Annotated in this window: 17 protein-coding genes; 6 read left to right on the top strand and 11 right to left on the bottom strand. The window is 54.5% G+C overall.

The features are described from left to right. The first annotated feature begins 55 nt into the window (after positions 1–55). Entirely contained in the window at positions 56–1225 is a 1170-nt protein-coding gene (locus AC0YOA_RS11805) for a sensor histidine kinase (RefSeq protein ID WP_475786722.1), read from the top strand. Positions 1226–1245: 20 nt separating this feature from the next. On the opposite strand, the gene AC0YOA_RS11800 is transcribed toward AC0YOA_RS11805, so the two are convergent. The 10 genes from AC0YOA_RS11800 to AC0YOA_RS11755 form a co-directional block, all read right to left on the bottom strand. Beyond that, a complete protein-coding gene (locus AC0YOA_RS11800) occupies positions 1246–2487 on the bottom strand; it encodes an MFS transporter (RefSeq protein WP_475786721.1) in 1242 nt (413 codons plus the stop codon). 139 nt (positions 2488–2626) lie between these two features. After that, positions 2627–3391 carry a sugar phosphate isomerase/epimerase family protein gene (locus AC0YOA_RS11795; RefSeq protein WP_475786720.1) on the bottom strand — a complete coding sequence of 255 codons (765 nt, stop codon included), beginning with the start codon at positions 3389–3391 and terminating at the stop codon, positions 2627–2629. 86 nt (positions 3392–3477) lie between these two features. Then, the gene (locus tag AC0YOA_RS11790; protein WP_475786719.1) at positions 3478–4635 is read right to left on the bottom strand and encodes a Gfo/Idh/MocA family protein; all 1158 of its coding nucleotides are present in this window, start codon (positions 4633–4635) and stop codon (positions 3478–3480) included. Between the two features lie 34 nt (positions 4636–4669). After that, a complete protein-coding gene (locus tag AC0YOA_RS11785; protein ID WP_475786718.1) occupies positions 4670–5365 on the bottom strand; it encodes a hypothetical protein in 696 nt (231 codons plus the stop codon). Positions 5366–5395: 30 nt separating this feature from the next. Further along, positions 5396–6280 carry an HAD family hydrolase gene (locus AC0YOA_RS11780; RefSeq protein ID WP_475786717.1) on the bottom strand — a complete coding sequence of 295 codons (885 nt, stop codon included), beginning with the start codon at positions 6278–6280 and terminating at the stop codon, positions 5396–5398. After that, a complete protein-coding gene (locus tag AC0YOA_RS11775; protein ID WP_475786716.1) occupies positions 6252–7418 on the bottom strand; it encodes an ABC transporter ATP-binding protein in 1167 nt (388 codons plus the stop codon). The genes AC0YOA_RS11780 and AC0YOA_RS11775 overlap by 29 nt, the downstream gene beginning before the upstream one ends. A 13-nt stretch (positions 7419–7431) precedes the next feature. After that, positions 7432–8337: a carbohydrate ABC transporter permease gene (locus AC0YOA_RS11770; protein ID WP_475772319.1), complete on the bottom strand. Its 906-nt coding sequence runs from the start codon at positions 8335–8337 to the stop codon at positions 7432–7434. 28 nt (positions 8338–8365) lie between these two features. Further along, positions 8366–9316 (bottom strand): carbohydrate ABC transporter permease, encoded by a 951-nt coding sequence (locus tag AC0YOA_RS11765; RefSeq protein WP_475786715.1) that lies wholly within the window; start codon positions 9314–9316, stop codon positions 8366–8368. A 10-nt stretch (positions 9317–9326) separates the two neighbouring features. Next, complete coding sequence (locus tag AC0YOA_RS11760; RefSeq protein WP_475786714.1) at positions 9327–10793, bottom strand: ABC transporter substrate-binding protein; 1467 nt, start codon at positions 10791–10793, stop codon at positions 9327–9329. A gap of 70 nt (positions 10794–10863) precedes the next feature. Then, positions 10864–11571, bottom strand: coding sequence for a GntR family transcriptional regulator (locus AC0YOA_RS11755; protein ID WP_475786713.1), 708 nt, complete (start codon positions 11569–11571; stop codon positions 10864–10866). A 548-nt stretch (positions 11572–12119) separates the two neighbouring features. On the opposite strand from AC0YOA_RS11755, the gene AC0YOA_RS11750 reads away from it, so the two are divergent. From AC0YOA_RS11750 to AC0YOA_RS11730, 5 genes are all read left to right on the top strand, one after another. Beyond that, positions 12120–14246, top strand: coding sequence for an MGH1-like glycoside hydrolase domain-containing protein (locus tag AC0YOA_RS11750; protein ID WP_475786712.1), 2127 nt, complete (start codon positions 12120–12122; stop codon positions 14244–14246). Positions 14247–14404: 158 nt separating this feature from the next. After that, positions 14405–15391, top strand: a complete 987-nt coding sequence (locus AC0YOA_RS11745) for an ABC transporter permease (protein WP_475786711.1) — start codon at positions 14405–14407, stop codon at positions 15389–15391. After that, positions 15387–16265, top strand: coding sequence for a carbohydrate ABC transporter permease (locus AC0YOA_RS11740; RefSeq protein ID WP_475772380.1), 879 nt, complete (start codon positions 15387–15389; stop codon positions 16263–16265). The genes AC0YOA_RS11745 and AC0YOA_RS11740 overlap by 5 nt, the downstream gene beginning before the upstream one ends. 215 nt (positions 16266–16480) lie before the next feature. Further along, positions 16481–18022 carry an extracellular solute-binding protein gene (locus AC0YOA_RS11735; protein WP_475786710.1) on the top strand — a complete coding sequence of 514 codons (1542 nt, stop codon included), beginning with the start codon at positions 16481–16483 and terminating at the stop codon, positions 18020–18022. A gap of 150 nt (positions 18023–18172) precedes the next feature. Next, complete coding sequence (locus AC0YOA_RS11730) at positions 18173–20455, top strand: helix-turn-helix domain-containing protein (RefSeq protein WP_475786709.1); 2283 nt, start codon at positions 18173–18175, stop codon at positions 20453–20455. 225 nt (positions 20456–20680) lie between these two features. On the opposite strand, the gene AC0YOA_RS11725 is transcribed toward AC0YOA_RS11730, so the two are convergent. Then, complete coding sequence (locus AC0YOA_RS11725; protein WP_475786708.1) at positions 20681–21718, bottom strand: stalk domain-containing protein; 1038 nt, start codon at positions 21716–21718, stop codon at positions 20681–20683. Positions 21719–21841 lie beyond the last annotated feature (123 nt).

The raw sequence follows: 21841 nt of genomic DNA, 5'->3' as shown, positions 1-21841 counted from the left end.
AAGGCTGCTTTAAGTTAAAGGTTGGATAATAAAGGAAAAGCAATCGGAGGACTTTATGACAATCCGCTTGAGGTTGACTTTATTATACTCATGCATCCTGGCTTCCACCTTGCTCCTGTTTGGCGTTGCCTTATACAGCTTCCTGCAGCTCTATATCTTTAACGATCTGAAGTCGTCGCTTAAGGCTCAAACCAATGCTTTTCAGGAAAATGTGAAATATATGGTGGAGGTTGACCCTTCAGGCTGGGATCTATCCATCCGATTGGATAAATTCGATACGGTACAGACAGGTATGTATATCCAGGCGGTCAATCTGATCAATGGCGCTCTAGAAAGGTCAATAAACCTGGGAACGGTCGAGCTGCCCTTTTCCCATAAGACGCTTGACGAGAAGAAGCAGGGCTATTATGTCACTACAAAAGTCCAGCATTCGCTCTTCCTCATATATAATGATCCCTTGATGCTTGACGATCATGTAGTTGGGGTCATACAGTCGGCCTATAATATAGGCGTTATAAGCAAGTTTTTATCGATTTTGCGGTTTCTGCTCGTTTCCCTCTCGCTCCTGGTTGTAATCCTGGCTTCGTACATCGGGTGGCTGTCAGCCAGGCGGTCCCTGAAACCCATCTACACTTTAATAGAAGAGACGCAGCAAATCCAAAGCAGCGAGGATTTGGGCAAAAGAGTGCAATTTCAGAACGCCGCAGATGAAGTCAGTCTATTAAGCAAAACGATTAACGGAATGCTTGAACGCATTCAGACGAATTACGCCGAATTGGACAGATTATATGTGAATCAGCGCCGCTTTGTGGCAGATGCCTCCCATGAATTGAGAACTCCGCTCACGACGATTAGCGGAAATGCCGAGTTTCTTCAGAAAATATGGACGGCTTACAATGGAACGCCAAACCGCCTGACGGACAAAAATGAGATGGAGCTGTCTGTGGAGGCGCTTAATGACATCGTAGATGAAGCCAACCGAATGAGGAGATTGGTTAATGATCTTCTGGTCCTCGCAAGAGCGGATGCGGGGCAGCAAATACAAAAAAACAGCTTTGACATCAGGCCAATTGTAGAAGCCGTCACCCCCGGTACGGGTCTTGGATTATCCATAGCCAAATGGATTCTCGATGAGCACGAAGGCAGCGTCGAGGTGCTGAGCAATCCCGGCAAAGGCACTTCCTTCGTTATCCGTCTGCCGATTCTCCAAGGGCAGGCGGATTAAAATAAAGCAAGGCCGCGGCGTTATGTCGCGGCCTTGCTTTTGTTGGCGGCAGCATCGGCATCGGCGCTGCCCGCGATTGCCGGCTTGAAGGAGTAAGTTCGGTTCCTGACCAGTACGGCAATGACCAGCATGCAGGTGCCATTGATCAGAAAAACGGCAGGAATGGAGATCAAATTGGCTAATAATCCGCCGGTCACCGGACCGAGCATCAACCCCATCTGGGTAGCAGATTGATTCAGGCTGAAGGCGCGGCCGCGAAAGCCGGAATCCGTCGCACGGACGATGGATGCGCTGATCGCCGGGTAGACGGCGGCGAAAAAGAAGCCGTAGACGAAGCGTAAAACCCCGAAGCTGACCAGGTCATGAAACGCGATTTGCAGCAAATTGCCGATGCCTCCGCCCGCCAATCCGATGAGGAGAACCTTCCCGTAGCCGATCCTTCCCCCGATTTTGCCCCATATCGGAGCGGCGATTAACGTCGCGATACCGACCGATGAGAAAATAATGCCTGAGCTGAGCGTAGCCGACCCTTCGGAGGCCCCCAGCTTCAGCACATACGCCGTCAACAGCGGCTCGATGATCATCACGGACGTGGAGACAGCCAGCGTGATGCCCAAAAGGACCATCAGTCCGCGGTTCGACGCGCCTTCCTTCAAGTCTGCGGATATTTTGCGCCGCGTGGCGGACGGCGTTATTTTTACCTCCTTCACCCAGATGATCGCGATGAAAAAGGCAATGAAGACAAGCCCGGACGAGACAATGAACGCTTCGCGATTGCCGATCCACTGGCTGACCAGACCACCGGCAAGAGGACCGATAATGCCTCCCGCAGCGGTAGAGGTTGACAAAATACCGAGCGCGTAGCCCGCATGATTTTCCGGCGTGTTGGTTGCGACCAGGGCGACGGTAGCCGGAATATATCCCGCCAACAGACCTTCCAGAATACGCACGGCGATCAGCTCGTAGGGATTCTGCACAAGAAAATAGAGCAGATAGGTGGCGGTCAGGCAGATGCCCGCACGGATCATCATCGGCTTCCGTCCATAGCGGTCGGCAAGCGATCCCCAGAAAGGGGCAATTAGCGCGGCGGCGAGAAAGGTGATGGCAAAGGTAATGCCGGTCCAGGTTTCAAGGTGATCCTGCACGCCCAACTGATCGTGCAGGAAAATGGGAAGGAAGGGGATCGAAACGGAGTAAGCGGTGCTGACGAAGAAGGAGCCGACCCATAAGACCAACAGATTGCGCTTCCAGGAGAACGTCATGAGTAAACACTTCCGATCTGTAGCATTACTGTTATCTTATCATGTTAATACCCCGCGGCTGATAAAGTTCTGTTATCAAGCTGATCGAATTTTGTTATGAATCAGCATTTTCGGGCTTGAAAGCGGAGTATATTCGGTGTTAGTCAGCCCAATTGCTGAGGGTGCGATAGCTGACCGCCAGGCTTTCGAAAGGGTCTCCTGAGCATTTATCCTGTTCTACAACATACCACTCTACGCCAGTCTCCCGGCATGCCTCGATAACGGCTGGCCAGTCCATATTTCCTTCGCCAATCTCTGCAAACACCTGCGTGTCGTCCACGATCGCCATATCCTTCAAATGAATGACCTTCATCCGCCCCTCAACCTTGCGGACCCATTTCACCGGATCGGCGCCTCCTGCTTGAATCCAATACGTATCCAGTTCAAAACCGACATGCGCGGCATCCGCTGCATCCAGCAGCCACTCCAGACCTGGCTTGCCTTCAAATTTCTCAAATTCGAACTTATGGTTATGATAAATCAGCTCAAGACCCGCCTCGGACAGCTTCGCGCCGATACCGGACAGAGTCCGGGCCATTTCCTGATAGCCTGCCAAGCCGGTTCTGTATTCGGCAGGCATCGATCCAATTCCGACGTAGCGGCAGCCCCAGGATTGGTGAACCTTCATAACGGACTCCAGATGATGAAGCAGCCATTCAAATGGAACATGCGTTGCGCAAATCGTCAAACCATGCCGCTGGCACATTTCCCGGACAGCCTCCGGCTCAATGGGGCCAATACCGGATACCTGTACCGCCTCATAACCGATCTCCTTGATCTTTTTGAGGGAAGCATCCAGATCCTCGGCAGTTTTCGTGAAATTACGCACTGTATATAATTGGGCGGCTATTTGGCTTTTTTTCATAATGGAAAACACTCCTCGGTTTCAATTTGTCCATCGGGCGGAAAAGCAGCACAATTAAACGACGTTAGATGGATTAAAACGTTCCGCTAAAGACCGGCAGGCTTGACTGCTGTCTCCGGGCTTGTCTGCTTCTGGAAGCTGGACCCCGCGATACGCTTATTCAGCTCGGCCTCGTGCAGATTCTCGTCAAATGGAAGATCGACCCAGCCGTCCAGCCAGGTGGACAGATGCATGGCATTGGAAATCGTCAGCCCGTCAATTCCTTCCTCGCCGGGGGCAACCAGCTGCGCTCCATGCAGCACCGCATCCGTGAAATTCTGGAGGATGCCGGCATGCTCCGGGCTCGGACCTTGAGCGGGGATTTCGAACTTCCAAACCTCCGGCGAACCGAAGGAGCTGGTATTGCGTTTATTGAATTCGGTCTCCGATTCACGAAGCCGCCAGAAGGTCATTTTGCCGTCCTCGATGACGATTTTGCCGCGGTCGCCCGACACCTCCAGACGATTGGTGCCCGGAGCCTCCGACGTTGCCGTAATAAAGACGCCTGTAGCGCCGTTCTCATATTCCGCGTAGGCGGTCACATCATTCTCCACCTCGATATCGCGGTGCTTGCCCATCTGGCAGAATGCGCGAATCCTTGTCGGCATCATGCCGATGGTCCACTGCCACAGATCGAGCTGATGGGGGCATTGATTGATCAGAACGCCGCCGCCCTCGCCGCCCCAGGTCGCACGCCAGGTTCCGGAATCGTAATAAGCCTGCGAGCGGTACCAGTTCGTAATGATCCAGTTGGTCCGGCGGATTTCCCCGAGCTCTCCGGAGGAGATCAATTCGCGGAGCTTCTGATAGAGCGGATTCATCCGCTGGTTGTAGACGATACCGAACTTGGTGCCGCTCTTCGCGGCAGTTTCATTCATTTCACGCACCTGCTTGACATAGACGCCTGCAGGCTTCTCGATCAGAACATGCATGCCTTTGCCAAAAGCCTTGATCGCTTCCGAAGGATGATCGTAATGCGGAGTGGCCACGATAACCGCATCCACAAGACCGGAATCAATCATTGCCGTTGAATCTTCAAAAACCTCCACATCCGGCAGATGCTTTCGGGCCAATTCGCGTTTGGACTCAAACAAGTCGCATACGGCTGTCAGTATGGCGCCTTTAATTTTACCGGCCTGCAGCAGTTTGATATGACCGGATCCCATGTTGCCGATCCCGATAATTCCATAACGAAGCTTGCTCATCTGATTTCCTCCCTCCATCATGTCCTTGGAACCGTTATTTGCGGGGGGCCAGAAAAACAACACCAACCTTGGCCGTCGTGATATCCGACCGGTCCGGACCCGGAACGATTTCGCTTATGCGGACGTCATACTTGTCCTCCAGGCGGTTCAACCCGTCGTAGGCGACAATGGCTTCGCCCCGGATGGTGCCGTATAGAACCAGCTCCACGCCAAGCGGATCATGAACCTTCTCGTTCTTATCCTTGATGGTGCCGCCCATATAGGCCTCATATTCGCCTGTGCATCCGCAATACGGGCATTCGTCGACATACGGATGGAACTTCTTGGGACGGTCAACCTCGTAATGCACGCTGGCAGCCACTTGATAATAGCGGCCCTCAGCAGTCTCGACCGGATTTCCGGCGTAAAGCGGGGAGTAATAAAACCTCAGATGCACGCAGTGATCGTGGCTTCTTGCGCCGTCCGGACCCAGATGAACGGGCTGAAGGCCCCGTCTGCGGGCAAACGCGTCGCAGCCCTCGCCTGTATGCGCATAGCCGAAATCATTGTACATGTCGGTGCATTCTTCAAGCTGCTGCATAACTAAAGTAATCGCAGCCCTGTAATTGGCTGCCAGCGACTCATGCACCAGAACCCAGATGTTGGGGTAGCGCGGAGCGGAGCTGGGGAATATCGTTCCCGGCGGCAGCTCGTATTCGGATAAAATCGCATGATTGGTAGGGGTCATCATCGTTGTCGCATCTCCTCATTAATTGTTTTGTCAGGTACCTGGCCATCCATGCCCGGACGGCCAGGTGGACTCCGCAAAGTCAATGACGTCGAGCAGCGCCGATTTCTCGTTGCTGCGGGCAAGCACATGCGCGGCTGCGGCCTTGACGACGGGATTGGCGTTCGCGACGGCAAACCCGTTGCGGACCGAGCCGATCATCTCCAGGTCGTTCAGATTATCTCCGACAGCGGCGAAGCCGTCCGCTTCCGCTCCGACCAGCCGAATCATCGCCGACAAGGCGATGCTCTTGTTGATCCCGGAAGGCAGCACCTCAAGCAGCTGCCGTTCGGACTGGACGGTATTAAGCGGGATTGCGGATGCGGATTTTTGAAAGCTGATAATTTCGGCTTCGGGCCCAAGCAGCATGAGCTTGGTCACTTTGCCGGATATGGACTCCATCCACAGCGGCGATGCCTTCTCGATGACGACGCCGTCCTTGCGCATCTGCTGCTTTACCTGCTCCGACATTGCTGTACTGAAGATGCCCTCCTGGTGAAACAGCAGCAGATCGAGTTGTCCGGCGGTACCGGCCTCCTCGTACATGCGCATAACATGGCGGACTGCGGGCGGTTCCAGATAGTGCTCCGTCAGATAGGTGCCCGAGACCGGATCATAGATGCGGGCGCCGTTGAACAAAATAACAGGTGATGTCACCTGAAGCAATGAGATAAACGGCATGGCCGCGCTCAGGGTTCTTCCTGTAGCGAACGTGAAGCGTCCGCCCGATTGGGTGAAGCGGGCGATTCGCCGGACAAGCTCGGGAGGAATCTGCTGTCTGGAATCAAGCAGCGTACCGTCCAGATCGGAGACGATCCAGCGGATCGGGATGCTTTGCTCGGTTTGTTGATTAGAGGGAATAGGCTGCTTGTTTAACAAAAGGCATGTCTCCCGTTTCACTTATTTTCGGCTGTCCGCCCGCGGCGGGCAGCCTGAGGTTCTCGCCCGATTCCCGGTCGAACAAGTAATAATCGGCGTCCAGCCGAATGGCGATTTCCTGATGCTCATCAAGAGATTCGGCCATATCGGCATACACCTTTATGGCTGTATCGCCAATCCGGATATGAACGAGGCGCTCTCTTCCGGTAAATTCAACGGAAGCGACTCTGCCTCTTAAATCGGTATCCCGGAATTGCCCGGTGGCCGTGATCAGCGAGACCTGGTGGGGGCGGAAGGCAAGCCGCATCTCTTGACCCTGATGCAGAGCGCTGAGCCCGGACCCGCCATTCACGGGAATAGTCTGGCCTGTATCTGCTATCTGCAGGCAGCCGTCGGCGCGCCAGCTGCACATTAGCTCATTCATTGCGGGCATGCCGAGAAAATTGGCGACGAACCAGTTTGCAGGAGCGTTGTACAGCTGAAGCGGAGTGCCGATCTGCTGCAGTTCCCCGGCGTTCATCACGGCAATTTTGTCGGACATGGAGAGCGCCTCTTCCTGATCATGCGTGACCATAATGGTCGTAATGCCCAGCTCCTTCTGCAGGCGCCTGATTTCTTCGCGCATATTTCCCCGCAGATTGGCGTCCAGGCTGGACAAGGGCTCATCGAGCAGCAGCAGCCCCGGCCGTTTCACAACCGCCCGGGCAATGGCGACCCGCTGGCGTTGTCCGCCGGAGAGCTGGCCCGGCTTGCGCCGCAGATAATCGCTCATCTGCACCATCCGCGCCGCCTCTTCGGAGCGCTGCACTCTTTCTTTGCGGGCAACGCCCATATTTTTCAGCGGAAATTCGATATTTTTCAGAACATTCATATTCGGATACAGCGCGGAATTCTGAAACACCATGCCGATTCGCCGATCCTTCGGCAGCACGTTGTTCACCCGGTGCCCGTCGAACAGGATATCGCCCTGCGTAGGCGGGAAGATGCCCGCAATCATCAGCAGCGTGGTGGACTTGCCGCAGCCGCTCGGGCCCAGAATCGTCATCAGCTCGCCGTCCTGCACCGACAGGCTCAGGTCCTTGACGGACGGCGCTTCCGCTTCGTAGCGTTTGGAAACATGCTGCAGTTCAATGCGCATGACGAAGCCTCCTTTACATTTTCATTCTCATCAGCGCGCGCTGGGAGAAGAAATACAGAATCAGGCATGGCAGCATATAGAAGCTGCCCACTGCCATCACGACGCCATAGCTTGCCGTGGACGTCTCCGAGAACAGACTCCGGACGATCAGCGAAAGCGTGTTGATATTGTCGTCAAACAAGAAAACCGAAACCATGATATATTCGCCCCAGCCGCTCAGAAAAGCGAACAGGGAGACCGCCACGATTCCCGGCCAGACGAGTGGCAGATAGACCGCCATGAATGTCTTGATCCGGCTGCTGCCGTCTACGCTGGAGGCCCATTCGAGCTCCTTGGGCACATCGTCGAAGAAGCCCTTGATAATCCAGGTCGACATGCCGAGTCCGGCAAAGCCCTTCAGCAGAATGATGCCGCCGAGCGTATTGATCAGCCCCAGCTCGTTGAGAATATAGAAGGAAGCGATCAGCGACGTCACGGCAGGGAAGGCGTGAGTAAGCATCGTGGAGTGCAGCAGGCCGTTTTTCCCCGGGAAATTCGCCCGGGAAATGACATAGCCCGCCATCAGGCCGGCAGACACCTCCAGCACGGAGGAGCCGACGGCAATGATCAGCGTATTGGCAAAAATGCCCCAGATGCTCGGATAAACCATGCCGTCAACCTTAAGCTCCGACCAGAGGAAGCTCCAGTTCTGAAAGGTAAAGCCATGCGGCATGATGCCGTTGACCATCTCGCCGCCGAATGAAATCAGAATAAGCCATACATAAATAAACAGCAGCGGTACCGTCACAATGGTCAACAGGACGATCGATAATAGATTGGGCAGTCCCCTGATGCGTCCGATCCGGACCGGCGGCGTAAAGCTCTCCGATCGAACCGGACGAACCGGCAGTGTACCGGCTTCAACCGTTTTGCCTGGCATGATGTATAAAGCCTCCTTTCGTCGCCCGTCAGCGGGCGCCTCCCATTAATTTGCGGAAGCCGAACAACCGGTACGACACCACCATGGCAATGACAATGATGGGCAGTATGAACAGCGAGATTGCCGAGCCATAGCCAAAATCCAATGTGAAGAACGCCGTATGGAACGCGTAGAGCGCCCAGGTCTCCGAGCGGTTGGCCGGCCCGCCGTCGGTCAGCAGCAGGATGGATTCGTAGCTGGTGAGCAGGCCGAGCCCCTGCCATACCGCAAGAAAGGTAAGCGGCCACCGGAGGAAAGGAACGATCAGCTTCCATAGAATGCTCCATTCGGTGGCTCCATCCACGCGGGCAACATAGAAGTAGGATTTGTCCACGGCCTGCAGCGCAGAAGAGAATACGATCATGGACAGCGTAGAACCCATGACTCCCGACAGCAGAATATTGATCAGCATCGGGTATTTATCCAGCCAGGCTACAGGCTCCCAGCCGTACCAGGCATGCATAATCGTATTCAGCACACCGTACTTGCTGGGGCTTAGAATCCATGTCCAGAGCAGCGCCTCGACCACGCCCGGCGAAACGCGGGGAAGCAGCCAGATCGTTCTGAACAGGGAACCGACCGTCTGATTGCGCACATAATGGGTGGTCGTTACCGCAATGACAAATCCCCAGGCGATCTGTATGACCAGCGTCGATATGACGAACAGGACCGTATTGGCGATAATGAGCCCGACCTTGGGGTCGATCAGCGCTTTGCGGAAATTCGTCAGCCCGCTGAAATCAAAGCGCAGCGCCGAGTCCATCGAGGTGAAGGCGATCAGGATGACGATGACAGCTGTCGCGGCAAACAGGACGAATTGATTAAACAAAAACGGACTCAGCATCATTCCCGAGATGCCGTATTCCCGCAGCTTGCCGCGCAATCCCCCAGCTTCCTGCTGGGGGAATTGCGGTTTGGTATCGTTATGCATAGCGTTCATGCCGACCACATCACTTTACCGTAAATTTGTCAAGATTCAGCTTCATTTGCTCTTCCATCCACTTCACCGTTTCTTCGGGGCTTTTGCCTGAAGCGATGTTTTTGATGGCATCCGTATAAATTTTTGCGAATTTGGGCTGGTCGGGATCATTCGGAATAAATTTCGAATAGTTGATCAAATAGCTGTTGGCATTCAGCCATACATTGTCTTTGATCTGCTCCTGACCCTCCTTTGTGAACGGAAGATGCGAGCTTTGCTCGTCATGCTCCTTCTGCAGCTCCGGCGCACTGACATAGGTCAGCAGGCGTTTGGCCAGCTCCGGGTACTTCGTTTGCTTGCTGACGACGTATGTCCACGGTCCGGATACGGTGACGGGCTTGCCGCCTTTCTCCGTAGGAGGCATCAGCATGACGCCGATATTTTCCATAATGAAGTCCGTCGAAACGTTCCCCTGCGTTTTCTCCATGCCGCGCGTTCTCCATTTCGCTTCATCCCAGACGCCGGCGACCATGAACATCGTTTCTCCGTTGATCATTGCCTTTAGGTTGTCGTCCTTGGGAGCTGCGAGCGCAGCTGCAGGCAGCACCTTGGAATCGAGCAGCTGTTTGATCCACTGCAGCGTATCGGTCATATGGGCTTTATCCAGCACATATTCAGCCTTCTCCTGGTCATACATCTCCACATTGTGACTGTAGAAGAGGAGAGCCAGGTCGCTCTGGCCGGTAGTCGGCACAAACCCGTTCTGGACAATCTTCTGGTCGACGGCGTCCTTGGCGATCTTGTCCATGTCGTCCATCGTGAATTCGCCCTTCTCGACCTTGCCCGGCAGCTCCGCGATCTGCTCGTCCGTCCAGCCAAGCTTCTTCAGCGCAGGCTTCCAGAAATAGACCGGGCGGGCTTCCGTATCCTGAATGACGCCCCAGACGCTCTTATCCCAGGTCACCGCATCCCAGTAGCCGGCAATCTGGTTTTTGAAGACGTCTTCTTTCTCAATTCCGTCGAGATTCAGCAGATAATCCCCGTCCGCCATCCAGCCGATATTGGAAAAGGTGGTTGCATAGATATCGGAGGCATTGCCCGATTTGGAGGCAAAGATGAAATTTTGCTTGAAATCCTCGTCGGCCAGCGGCTTAACGACGGCGTTGACCTTGACCCGCTGCTTGGCGTTTTCCTTTTCCAGCTGGGCATTGAGCATATCGGCAGCTTTAATGAAATTGTTCGCCCGGGCCGGAGCGGAGGAGTCGGGTGTCATGACTTCGATCGGCACGATTTCCACATCTCCGGTCGTCTGAACGATGTTCTCCTTCGTGCCGCCTGTATCGATATCCGAGGCCGTATTGGGGTTCTGGCCGCTTTCCACCTGCTTCGTATTGTTGGCTGTTTCCTGAACGGCCTGTCCGCATCCGGAAAGCAGCAGGGTCAGTACGGCAATAATTGCGGCAGTGTACTTCCAGTGAAGCATGGGCTGGATTTTCACGTAGCATTCTCCTCGACAAATGAATTTTGGACAATCGGATGCTCAGGCGATGAAATCGCGAAGCCGAATCTCAGGTGCGCCTGACAAAAAAACGGATCATATCGTTGCGCATAAAATCGTACGAGAGAAAGACCGGCGCCCCCTTGGCATCGTAATGCACCTGAATGAATTTCAGCAGGGGGGAATTGCTCATCTTCAGACGATACGGGAGCATGTCCTCGTCCGTCACGGCGCATATTTCCATCAACGCCTCTGCGATCGTAATGCCATACTTCTGACTGAGGCATTTGGTCAATGAGCCGGGCTCGAACTTCTCCGGAAAATCGGCTCCCACAATACTTTGGGGAAGGATGTTTTTGGAGTAGACCACCGGCTCGCGGTTGGCCGTTCGAATCCGGTCGATGACAAATACAACGTCCTGGCTGTTCAGATCCAGCAGTTGAATCTCCTGCGCATCGGGCTTGCGTTTGAAAATTTGAACCTCCAGATCGCCTTCGGTCAAATTCGCGTTCCGAATCAGCTCGGTGATGCTGGAAAAGCGGTTGATGGTGCTTTTCATATGCTGGCCTTGACGCCGCACATAATAACCCGAACCCTGGATGCCGTGAATCCGCCCAAGCTCGATCAACTGCTTGAGTGATCTGCGGATCGTTTCCCGGCTTACCTCGAACCGGCTGCACAGCTCCTTCTCCGTCGGCAGTCTCTCGCCTTCATTGAAGAGTCCCTGATCAATTTCCCGGATGAGAGTAGCGCAGATATCTGAATAACGATTTGTCATAATGGACTCCATTCACTCCTTGCCATGGCCACAACTTAGGATGATCACCTGTATTCAGCATAAGTGCAGAATGTTAGTAGGGAATAAAGAAAAGTGCGACGAATGCTAACTGCATGTAAAGCTTCGGTTAATTTGTCTATATAAATTTTTCCTTTTCTCCGGGCGAAGTGCCTGTTTTCAAGGGAAATGGGGGTTTTGGTGAGCGTATGGGGGAATCTGGATCATAATTTGTCTAGAACAATTTTTTTGAGAAGGAGGTTTGATGCCGAAAGGGCTGCGGCATGGCACGATCAGCTCGCTGCAGACCCGCATAACGCTTCACGCCTGATTTCAACCCCCGCTTCACAGGCCGGAAATGAATGCTCCGCAAAAGAAATTGAATACGATGCGCCTTCAAAAGCCTCATCCCTCCAAGGAACGCCCAAACTGCCCCGGAAATGAATATCGACCTGAACCGGAACCGTCCTTACGATTAAGAAGGGCAATGTCCGCGCCATGAACATGTTCTCGCGGATAATACAAACTGCAGTGTAAGGACCGGTGAAACGATGAATTTTCAATTGGATGACTTTGCTTTCGATTTGCGGGCGAGCCTCGCACCAGCCCATCATATCTGGGTGGGAAGCGGCCGAGGCACGGCCGCTCCCCTTGCCAATACTGCGGCAGGCGTGAAAGGCTTGTTCTCCCCGCCGTTCGCGGCGCGCGACGTTCAGCTGCTGCTGGATATCGAGGCCGACGGGCATGCGGTTAGCGATACCGGGAATTTGGGGAAGGGGGACTGCGGGCTGCTGTATGCAGGGGGCGAGTGGCGGCCGGACCGGATTACGCGCCGAGGCACGTATCACTATATGCACGAAGGCCGGCTCATCTCCTTATCCGTCCGGAGCAGTCTCGTACCGCTGGCGGACAGCGCCGGGTTTGTGCTGAGCGCGGCAATCCTCAACCGCACGGACCGGAGCATGCAAGTTGGCGTTAAGCCTCGTCTGACGCCGGGGCGCCTCCGCTTCCAGCCGCTGGACGATTGGGATTATGGGCACCCTGAGCCGGGAGAACCGGCGCAGATGATTGCCCCCGGTATTTGGGAGAATGAGGAAGCGCGGCTGACGCTGCTTCAGGATGACGAGCGGTCATCCCTGCTGGCTCCGGGTGAGGAAGCGGTATACCGCTTTTCCGTTGTACTGACGCGTTGCGGCGAGGAATGTCCGCCCGGAAGCTTGGCGGATTGGGAGAAACGGACGGAAGATGTCTGGCGGGAGCGTATTGAACGGATGTGCGGCTCCGTGCCCCGTCTGGAAAGCGATATTTCCGGGCTGGACGACTATTATAACCGTTCCCTTGCCAGCGGACTGGTCTGCCTGTGGGAGCATCCGGATTTCGCCATGTCGCCTTTCCCGGTTGTATCCGGCATGGAGGGTGCGGGAGTTTGCTGCTATCCGTGGGATACGGGCGGCTACGCGGGAAGAATGCTGGCCATGATGATCGGCAGCGGCAAAATGATTGAGCTGGCGACGCTTATGGCCAATAGCGGCATCGAGAGCCATTCGAGATTTTCGCCAAGCGGAGCCGGCAAGGACGTGCCCTATTCCTACAATATGTGGTCGTTCTTTAATCTGGTGTGGAGCAATATGCAGCAGAACGGCGAAGGACGACAGCTGTACGGGACGATGCACAGGCTGCTGCTGAGCGAGGAGGAGAGGTTTCCTGCCCGCTGGGAGTTGCTCGATTACGGCAGCCAGCATAATTTGCTGGAAATGAGAAGCGCCGCGCATGAGCATATCGTCGCAAGTCCCAATGCCGAGCGGGCCTGGTGCTATGATCTGCTGGCGGACCTGGCCGAACATTCGGATGTTCGGGATAGCGGCGAAAATGCCCGTCCAGGCCGGAATGCCGGGCAGATGGAAGCCGGGGAGGAAGAGGCTCAAGGGAACGCGCCGACCGGACAAGCCGCGGTCGAACAAGCGGCGTTATGGCGGGGCAAGGCGGAGCGGATCCGGCAGTCGATCCGGGATCATCTGTGGGATGAAGAGGCGGGGTGGTTCAATTGCGTCTACCCGGACGGGCATCAGGAACGGGTGTACACGATCCAGGCATACGATACCCTGCGGATGGGCGTGTGCACCGAATCGATGAAGGAGGCGCTGCTGTCGCATCTGCGGGAAGGCGCGTTTCTCGCTCCTTATGGAGTAAGCAGCATATCGGCGGAAGATCCGCTGCATTATGAGTTGAACGATCCGGATTGGTCGGGCGGAGGCTGCTACACGGGAGAAGCATCCATGCTTGCCCTTATCTTATGGGAAGCCGGCGAATCCGCGAAGGCTTGGGATGTCTTAAGGAGATTGCTATGGATGGGTCAACATTTGCCGTATTTCCCCCAGGAGCATTATTGCGACCGTCCGGCGGTGCCGGCTCATAAACGGGCGAACGTCATCGCCGGCCTGTCCGGCGCCGAAGCCATTTTGTTCGGGATGGCGGGTCTTCAGCCCGCACCGGACGGATCGCTTAAGGTATTTCCGCAGCCGCCCTCCGAGGGACGGGTTTCCATCACGGGATATGTGCACAGGGGACGCCGCATCGACATCCATATGAAGCCGGTTCATTGCGAGATCGTCTGCGACGGGATAACAGTCTATGAAGGCATGCCCGCTTTAATCGTCATCCCTTGTGGGACTGAATAGAAGATGATAAGCAAGTGGCAGAAAATGAATATTTTTGCCCGTTATATACCGCTTTTGCCTTTCATGCGGGCAACTGGGAACATAATGATTATCGACGGAAACGGAAGCCCGGCATTACGATGGGGGTGTCAACGTTTTCAGGGAAAGGTGGGTTCAAGATGAGAAGGGCAGCGGCTTCAAAGCCGGGGAACCGGGCGGACGGCAGCGCAATCTGGCCGCAACCGTCCGAACGGGGATATTTCAGGCAGCTGTTGCTGGATATTGGCAAGGAGAAACTGCTGTATGCCATGCTGCTTCCCGGCCTCTTATTTTTTGTGTTGCTCAAGTATCTGCCGATGCTTGGCGTCGTTATTGCATTTCAGGACTATCAGCCGTTCGCGGGCATTCTGCACAGCCAATGGGTCGGCTTGAAGCATTTCCAGCGCTTCTTCGCCGATCCGGCCTTCTGGATGCTGTTCCGCAATACACTGGTGCTGGCGGTGTACAATCTGCTCTTCTTCTTCCCGCTGCCTATTATATTGGCGCTTATGCTGAACGAGGTGCGGAAGCAGGCGTACAAGCGGATTGTGCAGACAGTCATTTACGTTCCGCATTTTATTTCATGGGTCGTCGTGGCCGGGCTGACCTACACGATGCTGACTACGGAAGGAGGGATTGTCAACGAAGCGCTCGCTTCCATCGGCGGGGACAAAATCAACTTCCTGCTGAGCCCCGACTGGTTCCGCACAATGATCACCTCGCAGGTCATCTGGAAGGAAATGGGCTGGGGGACGGTTATTTTCCTGGCAGCGCTGGCTGGCGTCGACCTGCAGCAGTACGAAGCTGCACGCATCGACGGTGCCAACCGCTGGCAGCAATTATGGCATATCACGCTGCCTGCGCTCAAGACGACGATCGTGATTCTCCTTATTCTGCGGCTGGGCAGCTTTCTCGATTCGGGCTTCGAGCAAATTTTCCTGATGCTGAATTCCGGAAATCGCGACGTGGCGGAAGTGTTCGATACGTATGCCTATACGTCCGGCCTGCTCAATGCGCAGTTCAGCTACAGCACCACAGTCGGATTGTTCAAATCGGTCGTCAGCCTCATTCTCGTTCTGTCAGCCAATACGCTGGTGAAGAAATTCGGCGAGGAAGGGGTGTATTAGCTTGGGGAATCGCACATGGGGCGGCAGAGCGTTCGACGCGGCCAATTATACACTGCTGGCGGTTATCGGCCTTATTACCGTTCTGCCGTTTCTGTTTGTCATATCCGGTTCGCTGGTCAGCTCTGAGGAGCTGCTCGTCAAAAAAATCGTGTTTATTCCGACGAATATTTCATGGGATGCGTACCGGTTTATTTTTGCCACAAAAGTCATTTACCAAAGCTTGCTGAACACCGTGCTCATCACCGTCGTCGGAACCTTCATCAACCTTCTGATGACGACGCTGATGGCCTATCCGCTCTCCAAAAAAACGCTGCGCGGGCGAAGCAAGATCATGCTGCTTGTCGTATTTACGATGCTCTTCAACGGGGGCATCATTCCGACATACCTCGTCGTCAAAAGCTTCAGCATGCTGGATACGTATTGGTCGCTCTGGATTCCGTCCGCGATCAGCGCGTTCAATCTGATCCTGCTGCGCAACTTCTTCCAGCAGCTTCCCGAAGGGCTGGAGGAATCGGCCAAAATCGACGGCTGCAACGAGCTGCGCATTCTATTCTCTATCGTGCTGCCGCTGTCGCTGCCGGCGATGGCCACCTTCGCGCTGTTTTATGCCGTAGGGCACTGGAATTCGTTCTTCAGCGCGGTCATTTATATCAACGATTCGAATATGTGGCCGATTCAGGTGTGGCTGCGCCAGATTGTCATGCTGTCGGCGGGCGGCTTCGGCGACGCCGGGGCGTTGTCGGAGGTCGTCGTTCCGCCGGAGAGCATCAAATATTCGGTTATCGTGGTGGCGGCGCTGCCGGTCCTTCTGCTTTATCCGCTGCTGCAGAAGCATTTTGCCAAGGGCGTACTGCTCGGTTCGGTAAAAGGATAACCGGCCTCTGGGCATATGCGGGCTGTCTTATATGCAGCGGGAAGAAACAAACTGCGCCGCGGTGGTCGGCGGCAGCCGTTTCTTCTTCCCTTATCGAATCTGCAAGTTTCACGTCTATAAATTTCTATAAGGTTTCAGGGAAGAAACGAACTGCACCGTTAAAGGTCGGCGGCGTCCTTTTCTTCTTATATAATTACAATAACGGAGGGTGTTCAATGAGAAAGACGAGAAGGTTGAAAATGAAAATGGCAAGCGCCGGCGTAGCCGCGATTGCGGCTCTGTCCCTGCTTAGCGCTTGCGGTGGAGAAGCGGGAAACAGCGGCAACAACGCTGCCGCACCATCCGGAGAAGCCGCTCCGCAGCCGGTCGGAATCAGCATGATGTCGCCGTTCTATTCCGCTCAGCCGCCGACGACGGACGATTCCAACGCCGCCTTCAAGGCGCTGCAGGAGAAACTGGGCGTTAAGCTGGATGTGACATTCATTCCCGGCACGACGTATAACGACAAGCTGAATGTAATGCTCGCTTCCGGCAATCTCCCGCAGGTGATGGTTGTGCTGGACAATAAGAATGCGGCCATCATCAATGCGGTCCGCTCCGGGGCCTTCTGGGAGATCGGCCCGTATATCAAGGATTATCCGAATTTGCAGAAGTACTGGAACGACCAGATCGCCAACAATATTTCCGTCGACGGCAAAATTTACGGTATCTACCGCGACCGTCCGCTGGCGCGCAAAGGAGTTATTTTCCGTCAGGACTGGCTCGACAATCTGGGGCTCCAGCAGCCGGAGAAGGTCGACGACTTGTATACGATTGCCAAGGCCTTTACTCTGGACGATCCGGACAAGAACGGCAAGAATGACACGTTCGGCCTGTCGCTGTCCGACGACAACCTGATGACGGATACGACCGTCGTGATCGAGACTGCGATGGGCGGCTTCAACCAGTGGGGTGTCAAGGACGGCAAAGTTATGCCGGACTTTATGACGGACGAATATATGGAAGCGCTTAAGCTGCTCAGGAAAATGTACGAGGAGAAGCTGCTCAACCAGGATTTCGGCGCGGTCAAGGGGACGAAGCTTCAGGACAACATCAATCAGGGCAAAGCGGGGTTGTATATCTCCAGCATCGACGACGCGAACGCCAAGCATTCGGATCTGTTCAAGCTGAATCCGGAGGCCAAGATCGATTTCGTGCTCGGGCTTGAGGGGCCAAGCGGCGACAAGCTGCCTGCGAACTCCGGCTATTCCGGCGTATTCATGTTCCCGAAATCCAGCGTCAAGACGGAAGAGGATCTGAAGCAGATCTTGACGTATTTCGACAAAAACATGGATCCGGAAGTCTTGAAGCTGTTTGCATTCGGGGTGGAAGGCGTACATTATAAAACGGAGAACGGAAATCCGGTGTTCACGAACGAACAGCTGTGGAAGGATCAGGTCGATACGCTGAGCCAGCTCCGCATCGCGCCTTCGGACCTGACGTTTCCGACCGAATCGGACGTGATGAAGAAAGTGAAGCAGCTGTATAAGGACAATGTGCCGAATGCAGTGCCAAGCGTGATCGAGCCGTTCATCTCCCCGACTAATTCGGAGATCGGCGCAGAGCTGGTCAAGGTGATCAACGATGCCCGCGTCAAATTCATCATGGGCGATATCGATGAAGCCGGCTTCGCCAAAGCGACGGAAGAATGGCGTAAACAAGGCGGCGACAAGATCATCGACGAATTTACCCAGGCCTACAATAGCGTGCAAAAATAATAACGTCGCGGCTTTCCGCCAAGGCGCCTCCTACGCCGGACCCGTCCGGTCGGGAGGCGCCGCATGTGCCGACATTCCCGCGGTATTGCGGCCTTGCAGGCAAGAATGCTCGGGAAAGACCGTCAGACATGAGCGGCGGAGGCTTCATTTATGAAATTGTATGCATCTTCTTTTTTGTCCAGGCTTTTATGGTTCAGCTTGCTGCTAGGGACGTTCCCGGTCATTGTACTGGGGGCTTTTTCCTATTTCAAAGCGTCTGAAACCGTGCAGACGAAAGTATACGAGAGCAATCAGCAGCAGCTGCAGCAGACAGAATCGCAGATCGAGCAGATGCTCCGTCTCGTCGATTATTCGGCCATCCAATTTATGAATCAAACGGTCGTGACGTCCGCCCTGCGGGGAGAGCTGCACAGTAATAGCAGCGGGGTCCGCACGGTGAAGGAACTGCTTGAGTCGATGAGCAAGCAGCAAAGCAATGAGCTCGGCATGATGAGCATGCAGCTGATCAGTCTGGAGAGCGGCTGGTCGGTCGACGGCACGGGGCTGTCCGGGCTGTCCGCGGAGGAGCTGAAGGGTTACGCGAGCTGGGTCCGCGACCCGAGAACCTCCTTCTGGATAGCCGGTCCGGCGACCGTCAAGCTGATCAAAAAGATTCCCGCTTATTCCGCGAACCCTACGGGACTGCTTATATTCTCCGTTCCGGCTTACGAGGTCAACAAGCTGATCAGCAGCGATACGAAGCTTGGCAAGGTGCTGGTGATGGACGAAGAGCGTCATGTTATTTCCGGCAATGACGGCGGCCTGCCGGACAATCAGCTGGAGGAGCCGCCCCTCGGCGGGGAACCGGATGTGCCGGGAGCGGAGTACGGGTTCTATAAGTCCCGCATCGGACAGGAGCGGGTAGGGGTAAGCTACCGCAAATCGTCCTACAACGGCTGGGTATATACGTCTATCGTTTCGATCGACGAGCTCAACAAGGAGGCACGGGATATCGGCTGGTTCACCTTGTACCTGTGTCTGGGCATATTGGCCGCTGCTCTGCTCATTTCGTATCTCGGCTCCAGAAAAATGTACCGGCCGATCCGGAATCTGTACGAAATTGTGCGGAATTCGCCGGATACAGACAGGACAACTGCGACAAGTGATGAATTCGTCCTGATCAATGAACGGTTTCGCGGACTGCTGCAGCAGGAATCCCGTCTGCTGCAGGAGGTACAGGGACAATCCCGCAATGTGAAGGAATATTTTGTATTCAAGCTGTTTCAGAGCGATATGACCAAGACGGAAATCCGCGACAGGCTGCTGCTGTTCGGCGATCCCTTGAACTGGAGCGGCATGTGCGTGATGGCGGTCCAGATCGATACGCTGTCGGATACGCGTTTCCGCGAGCAGGACCGGGACCTGCTGTTGTTTGCCGTCAACAACATCGTAGCAGAGCTGGTTGCGGCGGAGCGGAGACTGCCGCCCGTGGTGATGGGAGAATCCCAGATCACGCTGCTGGGCGGCACGGAGTCCGACCCTCAGCGGTTCAAGGATCAGCTCGACTCGCTGGCGCAGCAAATCATGAAGACGATCGACAGCTTCCTGGGGCTGAAGATCAGCATCGGTTTCAGCCGGGTCTTTGCCGATATCAAGCAAATCCGTCATGCTTACGGGGAAGCACTTACTGCGCTCAAATACCGGATGAAGCTGGGCGCGGAATCCATTCTGTTCATCGGCGACGTGCAGCCGGAGCAGGGCTTGCCGCAGCATTATCCCGATGCCCTCGAACGCGAGCTGCTTGACGCGCTGAAGCTTGCGGACCGGGAACAGGCTTTCGGGCTGCTGCCCCGATTGATCGAGGCAATCGCCGTCGATGACCGGACGCATGAGGAATATTTCATGTCATTTGTTCGTCTGCTGCTGCAGATGCTGCAGGCTGTCAAGGAAGCCGGGGTGCACCCGGGCCGGTTGAACATGACGGAGCAGTCCCTGTTCATTCATCTGTTTCAATTGAGGACGGTCAAGGAGGTGGAGCTGTGGTTCCGGCATGAGGTGATGGGTCCGCTGCTTCAGCACCTCGAGCAGCGGCGCGAAGAGCAGTATCAGAGCATTTCCAGCGGAATCGTCCACATTATCGAAACCGGCTTCGACACCGATCTTACGCTGGAGGTTTGCGCCAAGCGGATGAACTACAGCCCGAATTATTTGAGCAAGGTATTCCGCAAGGAAACGGGCGTTAATTTCAGCGATTATTTGGCGGAATACCGCATGAGGATGGCGCAGCAGTGGCTGACCGAAACGGATATGAAGATAGCGGAAATCGCCGAAAAGTTGAAATACAACACGCCAGCCAACTTTATTCGCTATTTCCGCAAACTGGAGGGCATAACCCCGGGCAAATACCGGGAAAAGCATTTGAATAAAACAACAAGCGGCTTCCGGCACCAGTAAAACCCCTGAGGTACGATATTCCATGATATATGAACGGACATGATCGTTGAACCTCCAAGGGCTTGCCGCACGGCAGGCCCTTCCCTTGGCTTTACCTGTGGGGCAGAAATACTGCATGCAACGGAAACAAAAAAGGCCGGTAAACGATTTTACCCGTTTCCCGGCCATAGTTAATTTACAGGTTCTGATGGCGTAATCAAGCGTTTCTTCTTGCCAGGAAAGCGTTTAGAATAATCTCCTGGCCGTTACAAAACGTTTCTTCCACTTTTCATCGAAATCCTCGAAGTGAACGCCTTGGTCTTTCGAATAAGTATGAAGAACACGGCCGTCTCCCGCATAGATGCCTACATGCCCGATATCGAGCCCGCGGGCACTGAAGAACAGAAGATCGCCTTTGCGCAGCTCGTCAATCCCGACCTTGTTTCCCTCCAGGGCCTGGTCGTAGGAGACTCGCGGCAGATCGATGGATAATGCTTCGCTGAAAACATACCGGACGAAAGAGGAGCAATCGAACGTGTCGGTCTGGCCGGAGACGGCACCGAACTCGTAAGGGGTCCCCAGAAATTTGGATCCGAAGGCGAGCAGCTCATCCGCTTGCTTATCGGCTAGCGCCGGGCTCGTATAATCGGTATACAGCGGTTTGGCCGAAATGAAACCGACTGTATTATCCTGGGCCTGCACTTCCAGCCAATCGGCGTCTATTTCCCGGATGACGTGGATTCTCTCGTTTTTTGAAAGCATTCGGATGAGGGGGGAATCCGTATCTTTCCCGGGAGAAACGCGCAGGTTGACGCCGTATTCGATCGTGGTTTCATAATCATGTACGGATGAAATCGTAATTGAACGTGAATATTCATGCCATTTAACGAGATTCCCCAGCGTTTCGCTAATAAATCGAAGGGGAACCATGGTAGATCCGTCGATAATTTTGCCGGATACGGGCAGCTCCAGCCTTACTTGATTTTTATAAGCGGTTTTTTCTCCAATTTTGTATGTAAGGATGGCTCCGTCTTTATTCGCAGTAACCGTTTGCGTACTCGTATCCCAGGAAATTTTTGCGCCCTCAGCCTCGAAAATTGAGCGCATGGGAACGAAACTGTAGCCCCCTTCAATAACCGGCGCAGTCTGAAAGGACAGCGGATGCCCATCCAGAAATACAGAAGGCGGGGGATTCGTCTCGGCATGGACCGGCCCTGCATGGACCAGCATCATACTCATAAGCGCTGATGCAGCGCCTGTAAGGAAGCAATTTCTAATCTTCATGTTCAGACTCCTCTTCCAGAGTTTTCTTTTGCAATGTATAAACGCAGCCGCAGGACGTTTGTTTCTATCCAATTATTGGTATAAATAAAAAAGGCCGGGCAACGAAATTAATCGCTGCCGGCC

The sequence above is a fragment of the Paenibacillus sp. JT22N12 genome (assembly GCF_056269365.1).
The sequence above is the reverse complement of the archived record's forward strand: the minus strand, read 5'-3'. Positions and strand labels throughout refer to the sequence as shown.